Raw genomic sequence first — 24,715 nt, 5'->3', positions numbered from 1 at the left:
CGTCTATATGTTATAATATCGGCAAATTCATAAGCTAGTAATGTAAAGGGGGATATCCTTGGAAGCGGTACTAATACGGAACTGGCCGGAGTGGTATGGAACATTGCAAAGACGAACCGGGGGCTGGAATAATACGACGTATTTTGTTAAGAGTGGTGGGCGAAGCGGGGTGCTGCGCGTCTACGATACACACAGGGATCGGGACAAAATTGAATTTGAGCATGCGGTTTTGCAAGCGCTGAGCAAGCAATCTCTATCCTTCAGGGTTCCAATGCCAATTCGAACGATTACAGGAGAGACACTTGCACAGGTTGAGAAGGATAGTGGCAAATATGTGTGTCTATTCGAATACATAGAAGGTATATCACCCTTGGAGCAGGACCCTAGCTTTGCCCATTCTTTTGGCGAGGCAGCTGGTGAATTGTCTGCCGTGCTTGCAACACTTAATCTTGATATGACCCCAGTCTATCGGCCGTATTATGCTTTGCAGCAATCCTATCCATTATGTAGCCCGGAAGTAATCCAAGGCTTTTGTTTAAACCCGCCGGAGCCTCTCAAGAATTTACATGAAGAGCTGCGCCTGATAGGAAAAGTATATGAAGAGATTACAGATTCACTTCAAGCATTGGAAGAGTTGCCGCATCAGCTTGTACATGGAGATTTGAACGCTTCTAATTTATTAGTAAAGGATTCTGATCATAGCCAGGTGGCTGCACTGCTTGATTTTGAATTTTGCACGTTAGACGTTCGGGTGATGGAACCGGCGGTCATCTTATCAGGATTTTTGGGGCAACCGGAGGAGACAACGGCTGTTCGTGATTTTTGTCAGGGCTTCAGCCGCCAGATCCGTTTAAGCCAACCCGAGATCGACGCTTTGCCTGTGTTGATGCTGCTTAGAAAGGTAGACGTATTTCTTCATTTTGTGAGTCGCTTTCTGGAAGGAACAGATCAGCCACACGTATTGCAAGAACAGATCCAACAGATTGCGGCCGACTTGCTCCAACTGTCTACCAGCAGTAGCTGGATTCAGGAGGAGTTGGCCCAAGCTGGAACAATGTATGAATAAACGAGCTACATGCCGTGTTATGTTATAATTTCTGGAATAACAGAAATGAAGTCTATTGAATTAAACTCGGAACAGGAGGAGCAGATGAATAGTTGGTTAACGAACGCGTTACGACCCTATTTTGGGCTGGAGACGCTGGAAGAACATTGGGACGTGGTAGAAATTAAAGAAGGATATTTTATTTGTATGGATGGAGATGTTATTCGCAAGCGAATTTCTTCTAAAGAGGATGCTTATGGAGAAGCTGATGTAGAGATTTTTACCCGTGATCGGGCATTTGTTCTGCCTAAAACGGCTCGTGGCAAAGAGAAAAAACTGAATTTTACAAGTGTTTCGAGCATCTCAGCAGAAGGTGTGTCCTTTTCAGCAGGCATTCGAAGAGATCGTCCTATTAGTTATGTTACTGCTGTGAATAGCAAAACTGGCGTGAGATTGCCCATCACTGGATGTGAGCATTTACATAGTAAAGAAGAGATCATGGATTGGCTTCAACGTTACCCGTCACTTGTGCCTAACGACTATGATCGAAAGCTGGATCGATTAAAGCATATGAAAAACCAGCGTTATAAAACCATCCCGGGAGACATCTTTCGTGTGGAAATAGACCTTTTTACAGATGGGTATGTACTGGTCGTCGGTGATTTGCGCCAAATGCAAAAGGATCAGTTGTTTGCAAAGGAGAGCATATGGAACAGTGTCATGACGATGCCTTTATTCGTACGTCCGTATTTGTGCACAAGTCGTGACCGTTCAATAACTTTGGAATCCATCACAGCCGCCCCGTTATCGGATACAACCTGGATTGTTATGGATGATTCCTTTATGCGTGGGGCCTACGAGCGGGTAGGGCATAAACCGTTGGCGGAAGAGGACATTGTGTTTCCGATGGGTTACGGCATTAGCACGGATAGCAGTAATGAAAGAATATATAGACTGTCCTGGGGAACGGGCACAATTTCCAAACCGGAAGGGGAGACAGTGTTCAAGTCTTCGCGGGAATTTTTAAATAACGGTGTGTATTCAGGTATTATTACGGACTGTTTTGGTCCTTGGGAAGAGCGGGAGTGGCACAAAACGCTGGATAATCCGTTGTATCGGGAGGAGCGTCGAAAAGCACTGGCCGAATTCGGATTTCCGGAAGACATTTCGTACGATGAGTTCAACCGCCAAACAGGAGGACTGACGCGTTCGGAATATCTCGCATACTTGACAAGAATCTATAGCGGAAAAAGAAAGAAGAAATGACACGGTTATACATCCTTTTAGGAGGGGCCAATGAAATATCTTAAAGATTGTCCGGAACCAGGCATGGGAACCTGGTATTTTGAAATAGACTCAGACGGCGTAGCCTATCGGCAAATTGTGATCCAAGATGACGGTACTTTTATTGCTTCTAATCGTAAGCACGAGCAATATCATTTCTTGTTAGCCGAGAAAGCAATTGATGATACAGAGCCCTATTATACGAAAATTACAAAAAAAGAGTTTGAAGAAATCTGGTCTAGCAATCTTCACACCTTTAACAAGGAATGGCATCAAGTCAAAACCGTACTGCCCGTTGGGACTAAGGTAAAGGGTTATATTGAAGCATTTTTCCCACACGGAACACTTATTCATATTTTCCAGCACAATGCAGTCGGATTGGCAGACACCCATTCATATGCGGAAAAGACCCCATCTGAGTGGATGTATCCGAGGCATGAGATCACGGCGATTGTCCAAGGCTACGACGAGCTGAATCAGTGGGTGATTTTAGAGCAAACGCAGGTTTTCGAAAATCAGTTCAAAGGTTGAAAGATAGATATCGGAATACAGGAAGGAGAATGGATATGCATACGTTAACGGTTGATGAGCTGGTGGATCAGGACAACCATGCATGGGAAGAGGTCAGAAACATTCTGCAAGAAGGAAATAATCCATTTCGCATTGTACCGGCAGAATCGGAATCTGCTAGGGGAGATTCGCTCTACCGTTTGCAAGTGAGCACAAAATCGTACTTGGGAACGGTTGCCTATGAAACAGGAGGGATCATATTTGACCACGGATGGATCACCTTACTGGGTGCAGGTGGGCCTGAAATTTACGGTAGTTTGGCTTCGTGGAACGGGCTGCAAGAGCCAGCAAGCGTCCCTGCACTTGGGGGAATGCTGATTGTGGCCTATGATGCAGCAGGTGGCTTCTTTGGATTGGATACAGGGAAGTTTGGACGTAGCGGCCACATCTACTATTTTGCACCGGATGCATTGGAGTGGGAATCCACTGAGCTGGCTTATTCCGGTTTCTTGAGCTGGTTGGCTGAGGGAGATTTGGGCTTGTTCTACCAGACATTCCGTTGGAATGGTTGGCAGTCGGATATGGAGCAACTTCAGCCAGGAGAGGTATTTGCTTATTATCCGCCGCTATGGACTCAGGAAGGTGGCGGAGAGACCAGCCACAAATCACCTATAGCAATAACAGAAGCGTGGCAGGCGGTGACGGATCGGGAATAGCCGCGAGTGGGGAGGGGGACATAAGATCATGAATCATTCCATTCAATCCAAACTGATGCAGCTGAATGAAATACTTTCTCAAAATAACATTGACTATTACTACATTTATGATTATACAAGTCGCCCCAAGCTGGTACTAGCAGGGAGCTTTGACTTTAGCTATTATCACAACATAGAGATCACTTTTTACGAGGTCTCATTTCTTTCCTGTCCGGGCGGTGTATTTTCAATTGAGTGCTTTAGACTGGCTAATGACAAGGAATTGGAAATGTTAAAAACCGTCTCTTACGGATTTCATGAGGGGCCTGTGATTTGTATGGAGGATAAAACGTTCGGCACTCGATTTTTTATTGCTGCTGAAAGCTTGGATTACGAGCTCAAGACCGTTTTTTACTATAAACGTGAGAACCTTCAACCTCATGAAAGTGTGGCTGAATGGGTTGAAAAAGATGGAGAAGGTTGAAAAAGGTAGCAACAACAACTTTTAGAGACGTCAAGGCAGGGTGGTTGGTTATTATGTGGAGTATTCATTTTGAGCAACAGTTTGTAAAATGCCCGGAAGCAACTGGTGAACAAATCGGGGATTTTTTGAGCACATGGAACATCAAGCTATCGGAGCAGGAAATTCACGAAATCCAACAAAGACAAGTGAACCCTTTCCCGAAATCGTCTCCATTTTATGATCAATATAAACCGCTAGATCCTGTGGGCTGGCATCTGCCCCAAGAACAATTTCCTGATAGTTACATAGAATTGCTGAAATACTCTAATGGCGGGGAATTTCAAAATGGAGAACGTTATTTTCAATTTTTCAATACCGAGGATTTGAGAGAAATGAACCTCGCCTACGAGCTGCCAGAGTATATGCCGGGTGCCGTGTCGTTTGCGATGGATGGGTGCGGAAACCACTATATGTTTGATATGAGAGAGGAAAAAAGAAACAACGAATACCCCATTCTTTTTGCTCATTCTGGTAGCTTGGGGTATGACGAATGTGAACAGGTTGCCCATTCATTTATAGAGCTGTGTACGGAAAAATGGGCATTATATTGATATCTGCATGATTCTGCCCAATATATAGCAATAGCGAGAAGTCCATTGAATTGGAGACTTCTCGCTATTATGTCGTATGCTCATGTCCCTATAGCTGAATTTGAGCTAGTTGTTTGAACAACGAATCGACGGTCTCGGAATTCTTGCACCAAGCTATCTTACATATGTGGTGGCCTGATTGCCAGCGTAATCTTCAAGCACGATCTTTAGCGAGCTGGTACGAGAAGTAGGGGTAAAAGTGAGTTCACTTAATTTTGTTCTTCCCCGGACAATGTAAGGAAACTTTTTTGATACATAAGTTACACCAAATAGTTTGGGCACATCGTTTTCGTATACATATAAATAATGCCAGTCCTTCAAGGTGGGTAGAGCAAGCGTATAGGTTGATCCGGTGACTGTCACATTCTCTTTTGCATAAGGCTCTATCATCGTGTCTGCGAGCTGCCCGGTATAGGCTACAGGTTCATGATTGCCGATGGCGATACGTAGGGTGTAGCGATCACCATTTGTGGGCAGATCGGTAAACGTAGCCGTTTCAGCGCCATTGTCCGCCGTAATGGTTTTCTGGAATACGGTGTCCGTATAGTCGGTGATTAAGGTCAATTTAACCGTTCCGTCTGCTTTAGATGGATTTTTCCACGTTACTGTGGCATCCCCGTTTTTTTTCGTCTCCACCTTAATGTGACTGACGGCAGCATTCAGATCGTAGCTTAATCGAGCCGGTTCGCTTTCCGTTCCATCAGCCCCAACTGCGGTAAGCATTAATTCACCAGATTTATGGTTTAGGGATTTAATATAATAGGTTGAGTCATAAATTCCGCCGATATAGGAGCCGTTCTCATACAGATTGTATTGTTTAACTTTGGAGTAATCCTCAAGGTCCCAGGCTACGAGCATTTCGTTCGTATCGGTCAGGGCCTTGGTGATTTTAAATCCTGTCGGCGCGGCTGGTTTCCGGGCAGAACCGTCTGTTATCTTGATTTGGCCGATATTCATCTGATAGTTTTTGATTGTTTTATTCGCCTTATCAAAAGATAAACCGAAAGCTGCAATTGTTTTTCCTTGATAGGGACTCAAGTCCAAATTGCGGCTAACCCAGCCCGTGGTTTGTTTACCAGAGTTAGGGATGCTGACTTTTACGACTTGGCCGGGGTTATCCTTGAACATAAGTCCGATGCTCAGTACTGAGCTGTCATCAGAGGAAGGCTTATTGTACGTGATGGACAAGTTTGAATTCTGATTAACCGACAGATCCGTTTTATACAGTCGTAAAAAGTTATCTGAATTCAGCTCTCCGTTCACGACGAGGGAACTGCCGCCCTGATAAGCACCGATAGGCTGATAGGTAAACCGAGTGCCTTTGGTATAATTCGGGCCATAGTCGTAGTCAACCGAGAGCGGTTTACCTTTGGTATCGAGCCACCATTGCCAGGTCACCGGGATATCCTGAATATTAATGTTGGACCATTCCTTGGGATTGGAAACAACTCCATTCACTACATACTGCAAGCCATGGCCGGTATTGAAGCTGGTGTTAAAATGGGAGCCACGGATGACAGAACGTTCGGCGATATATGCCGCGATACCGTCCCAGTTTGCACCTGAAGCTTTTACATCAGACAAATCTACACTTGGGTTTCTTTGTGCACGAACGGGATTCTGATTCGGACCGGACCACCAGACACGGTCGCGGATAAAGGTCATCCATTGATAGGCATTGTCAGCTCTGCGATTGGTGTCCTGCCCGCCAAGCTCTTCATCCAGCGCATTATGTGTGAAATCGGCTCCCAACGTTGCGATACTGTTCATCGGCTGCCCGTTATCACCAATGTTCAGACGAAGGTCGTATTTTTGCTTCCATCTGCCAAAGTCACCATTCCCGCCCTCAATCCCGGCAAAAACAGTTTTAAGAGGGTTCAGACCCAATTGCTTGGCATGGTCGCGGGAGCTTTTCAGCTTCGATTTGTCCCACCAATAATTCAGAAAAATAGAATCGGACACCTGTCCATATTGCTTGTCTTTGACAAACGGGCTGTTCACGGTATTAAACTCATTTTGATAAGCAATTTTACCGGTTTCGTTTACAGTGGAGTCGTACCATTGCACATACATACCCTGATCCCGTAAGTATTTCATAAACTGTTTGTACCGGGGAATGTCCTCTGTAGCTACGCCTTTTGAAGCTTCCTCCTGGTTGATGAAGTAGCCGTCATAGCCATAATATTTCGCCATTTCGACCAATTTTTTGGCTACCGGAAATTCTCCCTGAGCATCCTGTAGGAGCATTTGCTTATACGTTTGCGGTCCACGGTCATTATCCGAGAAAAAGATACAGGCGATGGAGAGAACGCCGTTTTTGTGCGCCGCATTCGTATAACCCGGATTTGGAATGTTCAGAATGCCGAACTCAAACCACTTTTCCGTCCAATCCTTTTGGGGATCGTATAGCTCTTCAGGGACATGGGCGGTAGGCATGCCATGCCAGTAGCCGTAATAGTCGGTATACTGCCAGTAATTGAACAAATATTGGCTGAATTTATTGGTATAGGGATAGCTATCGAAGAAAGCGTTACCATAATCCCCGCTGAGTGTAAACATTTGCGTGTCAGGGCTTAAAGCAGGCTGAGCCTGTGTGGCTGCAAAGGGGCTGTTTCGTTGTTGCAGTGGGACACGGGCGCGAAGCATATCTCCATAGACATCTTGGGTGGGAGTCCAGTCCAAAATATGTGAGCTGGCGTATCCATGCTGATAAGGCTGATTCGGTCCTTTGGCGCTTTCTCCTTTATACGGGAGGGTATCGCCTGCATACACGGATGGAGAGAGGGTTTGACTGAACAGGACAGAAGTCAAAACCAGAGCAGTCCATTTTAAAGCGAACTTGTGAACCTTGTTACGTTTCATAGCTCATCCCCCTAACGAGTATTTATCCCCCTAAAGATAATCAATAAAACGGTTTTTACATAGAGGATAAATTAAAGATATAGCGTTTAAATTAAAGAAAATCGCGTTTTTCATGAATGCGCTTACTTATCTCCTGCGAAGGACATGGTATACTTTATTCACGCATCACGATTCTGGAGGGCTTATACCATGAAAAGGGGTACTAGATACACTGCTTATTTTAAAAACAACATGTTCCTGAGGATACTAGTGTTGTTCTCCTGTATTGCGATTTTGTCCATCATTACAATTGCATATGTCACGTATGTTTCCATTTCGCAATCCATTGTTCGGCGGGAACTGGATACCCAGAAAGCAGCTATGGAAAGTGTTGACCGTTATATCCATCTCCGGCATGAATCCGTCCAGAACATGGTGCGAGATATGTACCGGAATGAGGTTCTCTCAATGAATGTTTCCTTTTTTATGGACCACGCGTATTCCGAATATGTACAGCACCGCATGGACGAAATGTACATGGAGAGTCATGATTATTCAACAGATGTACTCACCTATTTTAAAAATTGGTTAGACGAGAATAGCGATATCAGCAATTTGATTTTGTACAGTGCCGACCAGCAATATCTGTCTACTTTCAATGAGAACAAGCAATTCAAGCAATTCCCGGTGCATGCGGCGCGTTCCTTTGTACCGGATGTGATGGCTGCAGAAAGCAAAAGCGTCTCTACTCCGAATTACTGGATTCGGAAGGCGGTCGATCAGTGGAGCCCCTCGTTATATTCGTTACAAGTCCCCATTAAAAATAAGCAAACACTCAAAAATACCGGTCAGCTTCTAGTATTTCTAAATTCCAAAAGTATCTCCAATGCACTTGCCAGCTACGGGAACAACCTGAAGGGAGAAATTATCGTTCTGTCCACTCATGGAACCGTTCTGTTCGATTCAAGGAATAACTATTACGGAAAAACGTACCCTTATGTCGAAGTGACCCGATCATTATATGACGATGTGGATTCCGATGCCGGGATCATTCAGACGAAGAAAAATATGTATATTAATAAGCTGATTTCTCCGGACGAAGGATATGTCGTGATTGGGGCAGTCCCCCATGAGGAAATGGCTCAATCGTACCGGAGCATTCGTAATACGATTTTGACCATCAGTGTCATCTGTATTCTGTTTGCTGTGCTGTTCCCTGCATTCTTCGTCATTAACTTTGCTAAACGAACGAATCGGATTATTAAATTCACTCGTCAAGTAAAAAATGGTGACCTCACAGCTCGCATTCAGGACCTCCGAGAGGACGAGTTGGGACAAATCTCTCGAAGCTTCAACGATATGCTGGACGAACTTAATCTATATATTGAACGGGTGTATAAAGCAGAGATCAAACAAAAGCAAACGGAGCTTGTGGCGTTGCAGGCACGTATTCATCCACATTTTTTGTATAACACGCTTGAAGTGATACGTATGAGGGCGATTTCCCAGGGAGCCAAGGATGTAGGAGAAATGATCTACAGCTTATCCGTGTTGTTCAAAAGCCTGGTTCAGCAGAAAAAAATATACACGCTTAAAGATGAATTGGAGGCTTGCAGATTATATCTTGAGTTGTTCAGAATACGCTACAAGGAAAGGTTCAATTACACGATTACGGTCGACCCCGAGTTGTATACCCGCTCTGTCATGAAGCTGATGCTTCAACCCATCATTGAGAATTATATTGTTCATGGTATCCAAAGCGACCGGAATGATAATGTGCTGACCATTGATGTACGGGAAACGGGGGAGATTCTGCTGGTTGAGATCCGTGACAATGGGAAGGGCATTAAAGAGAAGCGTTTGAAAGAGATTTTGGAGGAACTGGAACGCCAGGAGGAAAACGGACAAATGTTTGGACTACGCAGTGTGCACACCCGACTTCGGTTTCTACACGGAGCCGATTACGGGATTGAACTGGAGAGCCGCAGCGGTGAGGGAACGACGATTCGGGTACGATGCCCCAACAGGGAAGGGATGGATGCCATATATGTATAAAGTATTTATTGTAGACGATGAGCCTTTTATCATTGAAGGATTATACGATATTGTGGATTGGACCTCTTTTGGGCTAGAAATTGTCGGACATGCGGAAAATGGCTCTTTGGCGCTGGAAGCGCTGGCCTCCAGGCCCGTGGACATACTTATTACGGACATTTCCATGCCAACGATGAATGGTCTCAGGCTGATTCGTGAGGCGAGAAAGCTGCATGCTGACTTGAAGGTGATTATTTTGAGTGGATTTAATGAATTTGATTACTTGAAGGAAGGCATGAAGCTGGGCATCGAAAATTATCTTCTGAAGCCGATTAATGTGGATGAACTGGAATCCACTTTATGCAATACAACGGAGAAGCTGGACAGTTTCCGGATGGATCAACGACATGAGACGTTCGGGGTGCAGGTGCTTAAGGAAAATACGTTGTACCGTTGGTTGACAGGGCAGATTGCGCCTACCGAATTTCAGGAACGTGCTGAATTGATAGGTTTTTCGTTAAATATCCCCTTTATGGCGGTAGCCGTGTTACGGACGGAGGGGGATTCGGTAGGAATGCATCAACAGTTAAGGCAGTACATTCAGCATCAGCCCAACTTAACATTGTTTCTCGATGTTGATGCGGATAGTGTAATCATTGCCGCACTACCGAATTATGATGAGGGCAGACAGGACTTGATTATGCAGTTGGAGGATTTTTCTGTTCAGTGGTCAACGGACGGGGAAGAAACAGTTTATATCGGGATAGGCAGCGCCGGTTCGCTTGTTGCTGCTCCACGCAGCTATAATGAAGCTAAAAAATCACTGGAATATTTTATGCTGTATGATGACCGCCGGATCATTGACTATACGTTGCTAGAGGAGGGCGGGAGAAATGCTGGCGAGACTTGTTCCATCGAATGGAAGGATTATGCGAAGCTGATTATAGCAAGAGACCTAGATGCGCTTACCGCACGGATTCAGAGTGATTTTGAGCAAATCCAGCATCTTGAAAGGGTTACCCCGGATGAATTGCGGAATATGGCGCTGGAACTGGTGATCCGGTTCAAGATGGAGCTAGAAAGCATCAAGCATTCCAATGAGTCGGAACGGTTTCAGCAGGGGCTTTACCAGATAAAATGCTGTACGACATGGGCAGAGCTGGTGAGCGCGCTTCAGCATGTGGCGACAGAGACGGTCAATTCACTACTGCAAGATATGAAAAACCCTATTGTAAGTCAGGTGCTGTCCTATATCCATGTTCATTATGCCAAGGAGCTATCATTAAAAATATTAGGATACCAGTACAACCTTCATCCCGTTTATCTCGGTCAGTTATTTCATAAGGAAACGGGCGAAACCTTTGCTGAATATATCAATCAATACCGGATTGAAAAAGCCAAGGAGCAGCTTAAAAGCACAAATCTCAAGGTAAACGAAATTGCGCGGAACGTAGGGTATTGGGAGACGGGATATTTTTATAAGCAGTTCAGAAAATATGTGGGCATTTCCCCGACAGACTATAAAGGATTGGGATAAATACCAGGTGTACATGGATTTCTTTAATTTGTACCTTGGTTTATTAAGTTTATCTTCTTTATGAAAGTGCTTACATTAGTTAAGGTTAACGTAGTTGCTTCATCAATGAGGATTTCGCAAAAATCCTGAAACAGAAATGAATGAAACGACAGGGTCAGATTCCATTTCATAAGGGAGGATCATACATGGGTAAAAGCAAAAGAAGCTACTCGTTTGTTCTAGTGATGTGTATGGTTTTGACGCTCATTCTCAGTGCATGTGGAGGAAGCAGCGGTGGCGGGGAAACGACGAATGAGGGAGCGGAAAAGCCGGTAGAGCTGATCTGGTATACCATTGGTACACCTCAAAAAGATGTAGATCGGGTGATGGAAGAGGTTAGCAAGTACACCCAAAAGAAAATCAACGCCACGATCAAAATGAAAATGGTCGATTGGGGCGACTACCCGCAAAAAATGCAGGTGAATGTGGCTTCGGGAGAGCCCATGGATATTGTATTTACGGCTTCCGGTGGTTTTGATTATGTACAAAATGCCAGAAAGGGCGCATTCATGGAGCTGGACGACTTGCTTGACAAGTACGGTCAGGATATTAAAAAGACGATTAATCCTGCGTTTCTGGAAGGCTCCAAGGTGGATGGTCATCATTATGGCATTCCTGCCAACAAGGAGCTTCCACAGCAAGAGGTATGGCGGTTCAATAAAAAATTGCTAACCCAATACAAGCTGGACCTTTCCAATGTCCGCTCGCTGGATAGCCTGGAGCCTCTACTCAAAACGATTAAAGAAAACGAGCCCGGCGTAACGGCATTCGGTATGGACAAAAACTATGTTCCCTATGTTCCATATGACTATATCATTCAAAACCTGCCGATGGCTGTCAAACTGGATACTACGGACTATAAAATCGTAAACATCTTGGAAACACCTGAAATGAAGCAGGCGCTGACGACGATGCATAAGTATTACAAGGCCGGATATGTATCACCGGAAGCTGCAACTACAGGCTCGACTAATGATTTAACTACGTCCGGAAACTGGTTTCTGGATCGTGCGCAAACTCAACCACTAGCCGATAATCTATGGTCTGCCAGCTACGGCTATCCGGTGATATCGACACCTGCCAGTGATCCAATTGTGACCAATACGTCTGTACAGGGCTCCATTATGGCGATCTCTGCTAACTCGGCAAACCCTGAAAAGGCGATGCAGTTCCTGAACCTGCTGAATACAGATCCAGTATTACGTAATATGGTTGACTCTGGGATTGAAGGAGTGCATTACAAAAAAACAAATGGCCAGTATATCGAAAATCTGGCTGATTCCAAAAACTATGACATGCCTTCGTATTCACTCGGCAACAATATGCTGCTGTATCTGAATCCGAATGATCCTGCTGACAAATGGGAGCAATTCAAGAAGTTCAACTCGGAAGGAAAAAACTCTCCCATCCTGAGCTTCAACTTTGACAGCAGTAAAGTATCCACGGAGATGGCAGCGGTGCAGAACGTCAAAGAGCAATTTTGGGCTTCGCTGATGACAGGCACGCTGGAACCGGAAACGAATCTCCCGAAAGTAATTGAGAAATTCAAGCAGGCTGGGCTGGATAAGGTGATGGCGGAAGCGCAATCCCAGCTTGATGCCTGGAAGGCACAAAACAGCAAATAATCCTTTAGGTTGTGAAATAGAAGCGAGATCGGGCGGGTGTAAGTTACGCCCGGTCTTTTTCCAATAGCTATTTTAGCTGATTTTCTCATTACAGATTGGGAGGGGATACCTATGGCCGCATTTTTCAGAAATGTGATTCGAAACAAAGTTATGCTATTCATGGTGCTGCCTGGCGCTATCTGGTTCTTTTTCTTTTCATATCTGCCGTTGGTTGGTACTGTGGCTGCCTTCAAGCAATATCGTTTTAACAGGGAAGGATTCTGGGCCAGTATTTATACGAGCAAATGGGTGGGCTGGGATAACTTCAAGTTTCTGTTCAATAACAATGATGCCTATGTCATCACGCGAAATACTCTTTTGTATAACCTGGTCTTTATTATTCTTGGACTTGTGTTTTCAGTCGCTATGGCTATTCTGCTCTCCGAGCTGATTAATAAACGGTTGGCGAAGCTGTACCAGACAGGCATGTTTCTCCCATATTTTCTATCATGGGTCATCGTGGGCTACTTTGCCTTCAGCTTTCTGAGCATGGATCGGGGGATGCTGAATCAAATTCTCGCAGGGTTTGGCATCGAGCCGATTCAGTGGTATTCAGAGGCAGCCTATTGGCCTTATATCTTGATTCTAGTCAGTCTATGGAAGGCGATCGGCTATAACAGTGTCGTATATCTGGCTTCGATTTTGGGTATCGACAAATCATTGTATGAAGCAGCCATGATAGATGGAGCCAGCAAGTGGCAGCAAATTCGTAATGTGACGCTCCCTTTGCTCTCGCCGATCATTATCATTATGACGCTGCTTGCAGTCGGACGGATTTTTTATGCGGATTTTGGTTTGTTCTATCAGGTTCCGAGGGATTCGGGCACCTTATACTCAGTAACGAACGTCATCGACACCTATGTATATCGCGGTTTGAAAACGACAGGCGAAATCGGGATGAGCACGGCGGCAGGTTTGTATCAGTCGGTGGTTGGCTTCGTTCTCGTCATCCTATCCAATTATGTTGTGCGAAAAATAGATAAAGACAGCGCTTTGTTCTAAAAAAGAGGAGAGGGGTGTGGACTATGGCTTCTGGAAAAAAAAGAAAAAAACGAGATTTCCATCATATTTCACGGGGCTGGAATGTTGTTCTGAATGGGATAGCAGGGATGTTCGCGTTCCTATGTGTGTTTCCGTTTTTGTTTGTCGTCATTATTTCCCTAACCGATGAGAAAACGCTGGCGCGGGACGGATATCGTTTGCTCCCGGCTCAATGGAGTCTGGAAGCCTACCGCTTCATATTTCGTACCAGTGATACGCTACTGCGCTCCTATGGGGTGACGATTGCTGTAACGGTCATCGGTACGGTGATCAGTCTCATCCTTATTTCGTTATATGCGTACGCCATTTCACGAAAGAGCTTCCGTTACCGGAGATTCTTTTCCATTTTTGCGATTTTAACCATGCTCTTTAATGGTGGAATGATCCCGACCTATATGGTCGTTTCCCAATTGCTCGGGCTTAAGGATACGATTTGGGCTTTGATTTTGCCGCTTGCCATGAATGCCTTTTATATTATGATCCTGCGCACATTTTATAGCACCAGCGTGCCTGATGCCATTGTCGAATCAGCCAAAATAGATGGGGCAGGCGAGTTTTACACCTTTTTAAAAATCGTGCTTCCACTCTCTCTGCCTGGACTTGCCACCATTGGCTTATTTAGCACGCTTGGTTACTGGAATGACTGGTTTAATGCCCTGTTGTATATTGACAATCCCAATCTGGTACCGCTTCAGTCTATGTTGATGCGGATTGAATCCAGCATTCAGTTCATCCAGCAAAATTCGCAAAACAGCTCTATGAGCCTGGCTGCACTTCAATCCATTCCGCAGGATACCTCGCGGATGGCGATGGTGGTGCTGGCGACGCTGCCTATTATATTCGCTTATCCTTTTTTCCAGCGTTACTTTGTGCAGGGACTTACGGTTGGGGCTGTGAAGGAATAACAGGGAAGGAGTGACATGAACGTGTTGATTTATAAAGACAAAAGCAAACCGATCGAAGAACGGGTTAAGCACTTAATCGGTTTGATGACGTTAGAAGAAAAGGTGGGGCAGCTTGTGCAGCCCTTTGGCTGGCAAGTGTATGAGCACATAGACGGGGAATTGTCCCTACATCATGATTTCAAGCAGCAGGTACAAAATGGAGGAGTCGGCTCCTTATACGGGGTACTTCGCGCTGATCCGTGGACCGGAGTGACCTTGGAGAATGGCTTATCTGCCAAACAAGGGGCGGAGGCTGTGAATATGATCCAACGCTATGCGATAGAGCATTCCCGGCTGGGTATCCCGATACTGATCGGTGAGGAATGCTCTCATGGGCATATGGCGATTGACGGCACTGTGTTTCCGGTTCCGCTGTCCATTGGCAGCACATGGAATGTCGATCTATACCGCGATATGTGCCGTGCGGTTGCGAGTGAAACCCGTGCTCAGGGCGGGGCTGTCACGTATTCGCCCGTGCTTGATGTTGTGCGTGATCCGCGCTGGGGACGCACGGAGGAATGCTTTGGCGAAGACCCTTATCTCATCGGCGAATTTGCTGTTGCCGCAGTGGAGGGGCTTCAGGGGGAAAGCTTATTCAGCGAACATAGCGTAGCTACCACATTAAAGCATTTTGCAGGCTATGGCAGCTCGGAAGGCGGACGTAATGCCGGACCTGTGCATATGGGCTGGCGCGAGCTTTTGGAGGTCGATCTGTATCCATTCCAAAAAGCGGTGGAAGCAGGGGCGCAATCTGTTATGCCAGCCTATAACGAAATCGACGGGGTCCCGTGTACAGTGAATACTGAGCTATTGGACGATACTCTTCGTCAGGCGTGGGGATTTGACGGTCTGATCATCACAGATTGTGGCGCGATTGAAATGTTAGCGAGCGGACATGATGTGGCCGAAAATGGATTGGATGCCGCTGTGCAGGCAATTCGCGCAGGAATTGATATGGAAATGTCCGGGGAAATGTTCGGCAGTCATCTGGTCGAGGCGGTTCAGGCTGGCAAGCTGGAGACGAGCGTGCTGGATCGGGCGGTTCGCAGGGTGCTCACGTTAAAATACAGGCTCGGTCTGTTTGACAAACCGTATGTGAATGCAGAACGAGCGGAGCAGGTAATTGGTCAGGCGGAGCATATTCGGTTGGCTCGTCAGCTTGGGACCGAAGGGATCGTGCTACTTAAAAACGTCAATAGCACGCTTCCCCTGCCGAAAACCTCCAAGCGTATTGCGGTCATCGGCCCGAATGCAGATCAGATCTACAACCAACTGGGCGATTATACATCACCGCAGCAGAGATCCCGTGTGGTCACTGTGCTTGATGGTATCCGTGACAAACTGGGCAAGGATCATTCAGGCGTTCTGTATGCACCTGGCTGCCAGATTAAGGGAGAGTCCCGGGAAGGCTTTCATAATGCACTGGCATGTGCGGCTGAGGCTGATACCGTGGTGATGGTGGTTGGAGGGTCCAGCGCCCGCGATTTCGGGGAAGGGACGATTGACCTGAAAACCGGCGCCTCGAAGGTATCGGATCACGATTGGAACGACATGGAATGCGGCGAAGGCATCGACCGGATGACGTTGGGGCTTGCAGGCGTACAGCTTCAACTCATGCAGGAAGTCTACAGGCTGGGGAAGGAGCTTGTCGTCGTTTATATGAACGGGCGACCGATTGCTGAGCCATGGGTGGAGGAGCACGCACATGCCATTGTGGAAGCATGGTATCCCGGTCAGGAGGGAGGGCATGCAATCGCGGATATTTTATTTGGGGATGTGAACCCTTCGGGACGTTTGACTCTTTCCATCCCTAAACATGTGGGGCAATTGCCGGTATATTACAACGGCAAGCGTTCCCGGGGCAAGCGGTATCTGGAAGACGATGCCGAGCCGCGCTATCCGTTTGGCTATGGTCTTAGCTACACGACGTTTAGCTATGAAAGGCTTACATTAAGCGCCAATTCGATCCGAGCGGGCGAATCCGTTACGGTTACAGTCGATGTAACCAATACGGGCGACCGGGAAGGGGCTGAAGTAGTTCAGTTATATATCTCGGACACGGTGAGTTCGGTGACCCGTCCAATCAGGGAACTTAAGGGCTTTTGCAAGCTTGTATTACAGCCGGGAGAAACACGGACGGTGGTGTTTGTAGTAGGCTCCGACCAGCTGCAATATATAGGGCGTGATCTACAGCCAGTCGTTGAGGCTGGGCGATTTTCAATTCAAGTAGGTAGGCACTCCAAAGATACCCTGTGTGCCGAGTTGATCGTACGGGAGGATGAATAATGGAGCGTATCAAACGCCTGATTCGGGAATTGTCGGAATGCCAATGGCTGGAGAAGCTGGATTTGCGGAGCTGGAACATCACACGCTCCACTTACCTGGCACCAGGTCAATACGAAGGCGCCGAGCCTTTAACGGAAGGACTGGACCTCAAGCGATTCCCCAGCAGTCAGGGGACGACTTATTTTTTTCGAACGCAGCTGGATGTCCCGACAGCGTGGTTGAGAGAGCCTTTTGGATTGGTGTTTGAGTCCGGGGGAGAAGGATTGCTGCGAGTCAATGGTGCTTCCTATCACGGGCTTGATCGCAATCATACCTATGTCACGCTAAATCCAGAGCTCATCGGGTCTTCCCCTGAGCTGGAGATTGAGCTGTTTGATCCGGTACCTGAGCCCGTAGATCCGCTCAATCGGCAGGCTGTCATTCAACCTCCGATTTCTTCTGTTACAAGCTATCTTGTACGGCCCAATAAGCCTGTGCAAAGCCTGATGTATACCGTTACCGTTGTTAGCGAAGCCGCTGTACTGCTGCCGGAGGGCGACATCCGTAGCATACGCTTGCTGAAAGCCCTGTATGAGGTGATGGATTGCTTTGCGAATCTGGAGGAAGACGCCATTCGAGCAGGAGGAGCGATCTCAGCCATAGAAAAGGAGCTGATTCGTCAGGTTCAGGAGATCGGCGGAAATGCGCAAGCTTTGGAGCATATGGTAGGACAGTCGCACATCGATATTGCCTGGCTGTGGCCGATGCGCGAGACCGTACGGAAAACAAGCCGAACCTTCTCAACGGTGGATGCGCTGATGGATGAATACCCGGCCTATCAATATGCACAGAGCCAGCCGCTGCTGTTCTCCTTTGTAAAGGAAAATGATCCAGAGCTGTATGAACGAGTCAAAGCGAGAGTCGCTGAAGGACGGTGGGAGCTGGTCGGGGGCATGTGGGTAGAGCCTGATTTGAACCTGCCCAGTGGCGAATCGCTCATCCGCCAAATGCTGTATGGTCAGCGCTTTTACCAACAGGAATTTGGCAAAATCTCTCATATCGAGTGGCTGCCGGATACGTTTGGCTACTGTGCGTCCCTGCCGCAGATTTTAAAGCATGGGAAGATAGATTATTTTATGACGACTAAGCTTGGCTGGAATGATACGAATGTGTTTCCTTATGATTTGTTCCACTGGGTGGGCATCGATGGGACTTCGATGTTGTCCTACCTCAATCATGGCGTGAATGAAAATACACGGCCCCAGGACATTCATGACCATTGGCAGTCTTATCGTGAAAAATCAGCGCATCCTGAGCACATGTTGCTTTACGGGCATGGAGACGGCGGGGGCGGAGTTACGCGTGAAATGCTGGAATATATAGAGCGTTCTTCGCTAATGGTGGGATTGCCTGCGAGTCAGTTCAGCACGGCGGGACAGTTTTTCGCAGGCATAGATCAGGCACATCCGAAGTTTCCCAAATGGCATGGTGATTTGTACCTTGAGTTGCACCGAGGAACCTACACGACCCACGCCCGCAACAAACGCAATAACCGGAAAGCGGAGGGAGTCTACCGCGAGGCAGAACTGTGGAGCACGCTGGCATTACCACAGCTGGAGCCGGAGCAGGTGGAGGATATCTGTTCGGCATTGCATGAGGGCTGGAAGCTGATTTTGTTGAATCAGTTCCACGATATTATCCCTGGCTCGGCGATTACCGAGGTGTACGGCACTTCGGATAAGGAGTATCAGCAAATTTTCGAATGGGGACATGTCGGGCTTCAACAGGGGATTACGACGCTGGCGGCTCAAGTGAACACGGAAGGATCGAGAACAGGAACACCGTACCTGGTGTTTAACAGCCTGGGCTGGAGCCGTAATGCTGTGATTCATATTGCTACGGAATCGGCACAGGGATGGTATGCCTATCACTACGCTAATGATGAAGCCGAGCGGCTGGACACCGATGTGGAGGAAGGCGGCATTTCAGTGCGTATTCCGGATATTCCTGCGCTGGGCTACAAAACGATTTGGTTGGAGCGAGAACAGGCTCAAGCAGGTGAGAAGCCCGGGATCGCTATGATATCCGGACCGCTGGGGGACATCTGGGAGACGGCATTTTATAAGGTGCAATTTAACGAGCGGGGCGAAATGATTCGCCTGCTGGATAAAGCGGCAAACCGTGAAATTTTGAAGCAAGGGGAACGGGCAAACCGTTTTTATTTTTTCCATGACCGTCCGACGCTGTGGGATGCCTGGGATTTGGATGACCGCTATGAGGAACAGGTAGCAGGAGAAGCCGAGTTGCTGGAAAAACAAGTAGTGCTTCAGGGAAAAACGAAGGATGTGCTGCGCTTCCGATGGCGAATCCATCAATCTGAAATGACACAGGATGTAATCTTTTATCATCATGAGCGGCGAATTGATTTCAAGACGCATGTGAGCTGGAATGAAGCGCACAAGCTGCTAAAGGTAGGCTTTCCTATAGATGTGGTTACGGACAAGGCGACTTATGAAATTCCGTTCGGTGCCTTGGAACGGCCGACCCATCGGAATACGAGCTGGGAGCAGGCGCAGTACGAAGTATGTGGACACCGATTTGCGGATATTTCCGAGCACGGGTATGGCGTGAGTCTGCTCAATGATTGCAAATATGGCTACGACATTCAAGACAGTACCATCCGTCTGTCTCTGCTACGAGCACCCAAATGGCCGGATAAAGATGCCGATCTGGGCGAGCACGATTTTACGTATTCGCTTTATCCGCATGTTGGAGATTGGCGCAGCGCCCATACTTTGCGTCATGCGGCTGAGCTGAATCAAGATATGCCTGTTGTGCAGCAGCAAAAGCACAATAGCGGAGTGCTGCCGAGCAGTGGATCGTTCATTAACTTTGATAGCCGTCACGTTGTGCTGGATACGATCAAGCCGGCCGAAGATGGACTGGGGTCGATTCTTCGTTTGTACGAATCTTCCGGGGGACGGGAAACGATCAAGCTGACCTGGCCTTACACGTTCAACGCAGCCTACGTGTCGAATGCGCTGGAGGAACCTGTGCAGCTGCTTGAGCTGGAAGGTAGCTGTCTCACATTGTCTTTTACACCTTATGAAATTAAAACGATACGTTTGCAATAGATATGCAGGATTGGAATGACTATAACCGCACGGGTGTTTCCCGTCAGATTAAGGAGCGAAAAAGCTATTGGAACAATTCAGACTTCCCCAAATACCGATGCCCGAACTTGACATGCCGCAGGCTGTTCAGGACGTACTCAAGGAAGCGGAGCAAGCACTGGCTCACAGGCCGAAGCTGCTGAAGCTGTTTAAAAACTGTTTTCCAAATTCACTGGAGACGACGACCAAGCTAATGGATGATGGGACAACGTTTCTCATTACAGGGGATATTCCAGCTCTTTGGTTGCGGGATTCTGTAGAGCAGGTCATTCATTATGTGCCGTTAGCCAGGGAGGATGCTGATTTACAGCGCATCATTGGGGGGCTGATCAAGCGCCATATTCATTATGTCCTCATAGACCCGTATGCGAATGCGTTCAATGAGACAGCGAATGACTGGCACTGGAATGCGACTGATGAGACGGAGATGTCACCATGGGTGTGGGAAAGAAAATTTGAAATCGACTCGCTGTGCTTTGTCATTCGGCTAGCTTATATGTACTGGAAGGAAACGGAGCTTACCGATATTTTTGATTCAAAATTCAAGTCGGCTCTGCGCAAAATAGTGGATGTGTTCAAAACGGAGCAGCGTCACCAAGAGCAGTCTGCATATCGGTTTACGCGTAATAACGGCATTCCCACAGATTCCTTGCGCAATCAGGGACTCGGTATGCCTGTAAATTATACAGGGATGATTTGGTCGGGCTTCCGTTCCAGTGATGATGCTTGCGATTTTCACTACAATATACCCGGCAATATGTTTGCAGTGGTTGCTTTGCGGCAGATGCAGGAGTTTGCGGAGTGGGTATTCCGTGATATGGACTTTCTGAACGGGCTGAAGGAGCTGGAGGCTGAGGTGGAGCACGGTATCCGCTTGTACGGCATTTACCGCCATCCGGTATTTGGACCTATATATGCTTATGAAACAGACGGATTTGGCAACTACTGCCTGATGGATGATGCGGGTACACCGGGATTGATGTCCATTCCGTATTTGGGCTATACGACGGCGGACGATCCTATCTATCAAAATACGAGGCGCTTTGCTTTAAGTCAGGAGAATCCGTTTTACTTTGAGGGCAAGGCGGCTAAAGGCATCGGAAGTCCGCACACGCTGCCAGGTTACATCTGGCATATGGCCCTGTCTATGCAAGGATTAACGGCCCAGACCGCAGAAGAAAAGCTGGAGATGATCCAGATGCTGGAAGCGACAGATGGGGACACCGGCTACATGCATGAAGGCTTTCATGCCGATGATCCTACGGTTTATACGCGAAAATGGTTTGCCTGGTCCAACAGTCTGTTTGCCCAGCTTGTGTATAAGGCTATGAAGGATGGCTTGTTATGAATGAAACCATAGTAAACCCATCCATCGTTGTTTTCAGTGAGCAAGGCTTTCCCACTATAGGGAGCCTGTTGCCAGATGAGGCATTTCAGGGAGTTGCAGAGGTGGTGGTCGTAGGAGCCGATGAACTGGCTGAAACGCTAAAACATATGGACAACGGTTGCTTTGTCAATCTGCATGCACCGTACTTCCCCAAATCCGCTTGGACTGAAATCGTGGCATTTCTCCATAGGGGAGGAGGGCTGCTTAACGTCGGGGGAGCACCCTTTAAGCAGCCGGTACGCAATCCTGCTGATGAGCATGGAGACTGGATAATTGAGACTGAGCAGACTGCATATCATCAGGAGCTGCATATTCATGAGGTGCTGCGAGTGGATGCGTCGAAGGTAGCTTCGCTGGTCGCATCAGAGGATATTCCTGTACTGTGTGGTCAGGAGTCTCAGTTTCAGGTGACTGACACGTGGAATCTCGTTCCACATACGACCAAAAGCAGCGATCTGCCACACCAGATGGGCTCTGCCGGGCCGATGAATACGCAAATTTATCCTTTGCTAAAAGGTGTCGGTGCAGACGGACGGGATATCGCTGCCCCGGTGGTGCTATGGGAGCATGCCCGAGGTTTGTTTGCTGGCGCACGCTGGATGTTTATCCATGTGCCGTTGATAGCTTCCTTTTGGGAACAGGATGGTGAGCAACTGCTTGCCCAATGGGCACGTTTTTGCGCCAAGGGGATGACGGAGCTATCTATCAAGCCGAACTATGCTGCTTATGAGTCCGGGGAACGAGCCATACTGACACTTCAAACCCAGAGATTGCAGCGAGAAGGAGTCACGCCCAGAAATCACGAGGTATGGAGCTTTGACCTGACGGTGGAGCAAACATTGGATGAGTACAATCAGCAGGTATGGAGCAATCGCTTGCAGATTGAGGTTAGCAAAGAACAGAACTTTGTACGTATTCCCCTTGGCTTTTCCATTCTAAGCGGTTTATATCGGGTCATTTGCCGAGCTGAATCATCGGATGGTGAAGTACGTATATTGCGACAGGGCTTTTGGGGGCAGGATGCCGAACTGCTGGCTGAAGGACAGATCATCATGCGTAGTCGGGATTATTTTATAAAGGACGGGCGTCCGTTACCTGTTGTTGGCATGACCTATATGACCTCAGATGTGGCACGGAAATTTTTGTTTTTGCCCAATGCAGCAATTTGGGATCGGGATATGGCCCAGATGGCCAAAGCGGGCATCAACTGGATTCGTACAGGGGTATGGACGGCTTATCGCAACATGATGCAGATAGACGGGCACGCCTCGGAAGAGGTACTTCGCGCGATTGATGCTTTTCTGCTGACAGCCAAAAGGCATGGCTTGCAGGTGACGTTCACGTTCTTTTCTTTTACACCGGAAACGTGGGAAGGGGTTAACCCTTATCTTGATCCGCAAAGCGTGGAAGCACAAAAGCGATTCATTCGCAGTATTGTCAGTCGGCACACGGCTACAACCCATGTGGATTGGGATCTGATAAACGAGCCTTCCATGTTTGATCCGTCGCGTATTTTCGCAGACGGTCCACGCTCTGCGAGGGACTCATGGGAACAGGCGGCGTTCAGCACATGGCTGGAGCAACGCCATGGCAGCATTGAAGCTTTGCAGGAAGCCTGGAATATGACGCCACAGCAGCTTTCCTGTTTTGCTTCTGCCACAATCCCCGAGCCGGAGGAGATCAACTTCGGCGTTCAGGATATGCATCAGGCCAAAAAGGGAGCCAAATGGCTGGATTACTGTCTATTTTCGATGGAAATGCACAATCTGTGGGCCGAGCAATTGGCGACTACGATTCGGGAGCTTTGTCCCGGACATTTGGTAACTGTAGGTCAGGACGAGGCACTGGGCGCGCAACGGCCGTCTCCGTTTTTTTATGAGGCTGTGGTGGATTATACGACGGTGCATTCATGGTGGCTGAATGATCATTTGGTGTGGGACGGTATTTTTGCCAAAACACCAGACAAACCGAATCTCGTGCAGGAAACCGGGATCATGTATGTTGAGACGCCGGATGGTCGAGCCAAGCGTTCGGAGGAGGAGCTGCGCGACATGCTGGAGCGCAAGTATGCGTATGCCTTTTCGACTGGCGGAGCGGGTGCGATTCATTGGATCTGGAATACGAACTTTTATATGGATAATGCCAATGAATCGCACATCGGTGCGTTACGTGCGGATGGGACCGAGAAGCCAGAAGCAGAGGTATCTTACGATTTTGGGCGTTTTATGAGTGATATTCGCGATCTGTTTACAGACCGGAAGCTGGAGGAAACGGCTGTTGTATTCCCGTATTCCAATGATTTCTCCAACCGGTCACTTGCCTTTGATGCCACGACACGGCTTACCCGGGTGATGTCCTATAATCTTAAGCAGCCGTTCCGTGCCGTCTCCGAGTATCATCTGGACTCGCTCAAGCTGCAGTTACCGAAACTGATTATGGTCCCCAGCGCGCACAATTTCGATAGTACATCGCTGGAGCATCTTCTGGACATGGTGCGAGCCTTCGGTGTGACGCTACTAGTCACCGGACCACTGGGGCTTGATCCTTACTGGAAAATGACCGAACGGGTTGATGCCATTACTGGGCAGCGTACACTGGGGAACGTCCAACGGGAGGAAGCACTGAGTCTGGAGGGTCAAACCTTTCCTGTCTCATTTGGACAGCGGCGAATTGCTGAGGTCGCTAAAGAGGAACTACTATCACCAACAGCAGATGGAAGGATGGGGGATGAAGTCGTGAACCTGCCGCTTGGCAAGGGGCGCTTGATCTGGAGTCCGCTTCCACTCGAGTTGAATGGTAGGGATGAGCCGATTGCTGAGCTATATCGCTACGCCCTCACTGCTGCCGGGGTGGAGCGAGAGCTGGAATGGATAGACGGTGGCGATCAGCCGGGACTATATGGGCGTAAGCTGAATTTCGAGAATGGGGGCCTATATATTTTCGTATCGGAGTATTCCCGGGATACCCAAGTGCGTGTTCGGGATAAGGAGACTGGATTATCCTACGCTTTTCTGTTGCCAAGGAGCCGCTCTGTCTTGTTTGCTGTGGATCGAGAAGGTCAGTTGCTAGCAGTATATCGTCCTGAGGACGTGACGATTGAAGTGATACAGTGAACAATGGCAGGTCAAGACATACGGTGAGGA

General features: G+C 47.7%; 16 protein-coding genes. 15 read left to right on the top strand and 1 reads right to left on the bottom strand.

Annotated features, from left to right (window positions below):
• The first annotated feature begins 58 nt into the window (after window positions 1–58).
• From MKX36_RS17470 to MKX36_RS17445, 6 genes are all read left to right on the top strand, one after another.
• A complete protein-coding gene (locus tag MKX36_RS17470) occupies window positions 59–1,066 on the top strand; it encodes a phosphotransferase (RefSeq protein ID WP_340865198.1) in 1,008 nt (335 codons plus the stop codon).
• A gap of 84 nt (window positions 1,067–1,150) precedes the next feature.
• On the top strand, window positions 1,151–2,311 hold the full coding sequence (locus MKX36_RS17465) for an immunity 26/phosphotriesterase HocA family protein (protein ID WP_340865197.1): 1,161 nt from the start codon (window positions 1,151–1,153) through the stop codon (window positions 2,309–2,311).
• Window positions 2,312–2,341: 30 nt separating this feature from the next.
• Window positions 2,342–2,860 (top strand): hypothetical protein, encoded by a 519-nt coding sequence (locus MKX36_RS17460; RefSeq protein ID WP_340865196.1) that lies wholly within the window; start codon window positions 2,342–2,344, stop codon window positions 2,858–2,860.
• Between the two features lie 35 nt (window positions 2,861–2,895).
• Complete coding sequence (locus tag MKX36_RS17455; protein ID WP_340865195.1) at window positions 2,896–3,555, top strand: DUF2625 domain-containing protein; 660 nt, start codon at window positions 2,896–2,898, stop codon at window positions 3,553–3,555.
• A gap of 28 nt (window positions 3,556–3,583) precedes the next feature.
• Window positions 3,584–4,018 (top strand): hypothetical protein, encoded by a 435-nt coding sequence (locus MKX36_RS17450; RefSeq protein WP_290404861.1) that lies wholly within the window; start codon window positions 3,584–3,586, stop codon window positions 4,016–4,018.
• Window positions 4,019–4,071: 53 nt separating this feature from the next.
• Complete coding sequence (locus tag MKX36_RS17445) at window positions 4,072–4,608, top strand: SMI1/KNR4 family protein (RefSeq protein WP_017428303.1); 537 nt, start codon at window positions 4,072–4,074, stop codon at window positions 4,606–4,608.
• Between the two features lie 153 nt (window positions 4,609–4,761).
• Here MKX36_RS17445 and MKX36_RS17440 read toward each other — a convergent pair whose 3' ends face one another.
• Window positions 4,762–7,509 (bottom strand): endo-beta-N-acetylglucosaminidase, encoded by a 2,748-nt coding sequence (locus MKX36_RS17440; protein ID WP_340865193.1) that lies wholly within the window; start codon window positions 7,507–7,509, stop codon window positions 4,762–4,764.
• Window positions 7,510–7,698: 189 nt separating this feature from the next.
• Between MKX36_RS17440 and MKX36_RS17435 the strand changes: the two genes are divergently transcribed.
• The 9 genes from MKX36_RS17435 to MKX36_RS17395 all read left to right on the top strand — a co-directional run bounded on the left by MKX36_RS17435 (window position 7,699) and on the right by MKX36_RS17395 (window position 24,685).
• The gene (locus MKX36_RS17435) at window positions 7,699–9,543 is read left to right on the top strand and encodes a sensor histidine kinase (RefSeq protein ID WP_340865192.1); all 1,845 of its coding nucleotides are present in this window, start codon (window positions 7,699–7,701) and stop codon (window positions 9,541–9,543) included.
• Window positions 9,536–11,059: a response regulator transcription factor gene (locus MKX36_RS17430; RefSeq protein ID WP_340865191.1), complete on the top strand. Its 1,524-nt coding sequence runs from the start codon at window positions 9,536–9,538 to the stop codon at window positions 11,057–11,059. The genes MKX36_RS17435 and MKX36_RS17430 overlap by 8 nt, the downstream gene beginning before the upstream one ends.
• Before the next feature lie 185 nt (window positions 11,060–11,244).
• Window positions 11,245–12,723, top strand: a complete 1,479-nt coding sequence (locus MKX36_RS17425; protein WP_107733198.1) for an ABC transporter substrate-binding protein — start codon at window positions 11,245–11,247, stop codon at window positions 12,721–12,723.
• 111 nt (window positions 12,724–12,834) lie between these two features.
• Entirely contained in the window at window positions 12,835–13,764 is a 930-nt protein-coding gene (locus tag MKX36_RS17420) for an ABC transporter permease (RefSeq protein WP_016821752.1), read from the top strand.
• A 23-nt stretch (window positions 13,765–13,787) separates the two neighbouring features.
• Window positions 13,788–14,708, top strand: a complete 921-nt coding sequence (locus tag MKX36_RS17415; RefSeq protein ID WP_016821751.1) for a carbohydrate ABC transporter permease — start codon at window positions 13,788–13,790, stop codon at window positions 14,706–14,708.
• Between the two features lie 15 nt (window positions 14,709–14,723).
• Entirely contained in the window at window positions 14,724–17,033 is a 2,310-nt protein-coding gene (locus MKX36_RS17410; protein ID WP_340865188.1) for a glycoside hydrolase family 3 N-terminal domain-containing protein, read from the top strand.
• A complete protein-coding gene (locus MKX36_RS17405) occupies window positions 17,033–20,146 on the top strand; it encodes an alpha-mannosidase (protein WP_340865187.1) in 3,114 nt (1,037 codons plus the stop codon). Before MKX36_RS17410 ends, MKX36_RS17405 begins: the two co-directional genes overlap by 1 nt.
• Before the next feature lie 67 nt (window positions 20,147–20,213).
• A complete protein-coding gene (locus MKX36_RS17400; protein WP_340865186.1) occupies window positions 20,214–21,533 on the top strand; it encodes a glycoside hydrolase family 125 protein in 1,320 nt (439 codons plus the stop codon).
• Complete coding sequence (locus tag MKX36_RS17395; RefSeq protein ID WP_340865185.1) at window positions 21,530–24,685, top strand: beta-galactosidase; 3,156 nt, start codon at window positions 21,530–21,532, stop codon at window positions 24,683–24,685. The genes MKX36_RS17400 and MKX36_RS17395 overlap by 4 nt, the downstream gene beginning before the upstream one ends.
• The last annotated feature ends 30 nt before the right edge of the window (window positions 24,686–24,715 follow it).

The sequence above is a fragment of the Paenibacillus sp. FSL W8-0439 genome (assembly GCF_038008995.1).
GTDB lineage: Bacteria > Bacillota > Bacilli > Paenibacillales > Paenibacillaceae > Paenibacillus > Paenibacillus polymyxa.
The sequence above is the reverse complement of the archived record's forward strand: the minus strand, read 5'-3'. Positions and strand labels throughout refer to the sequence as shown.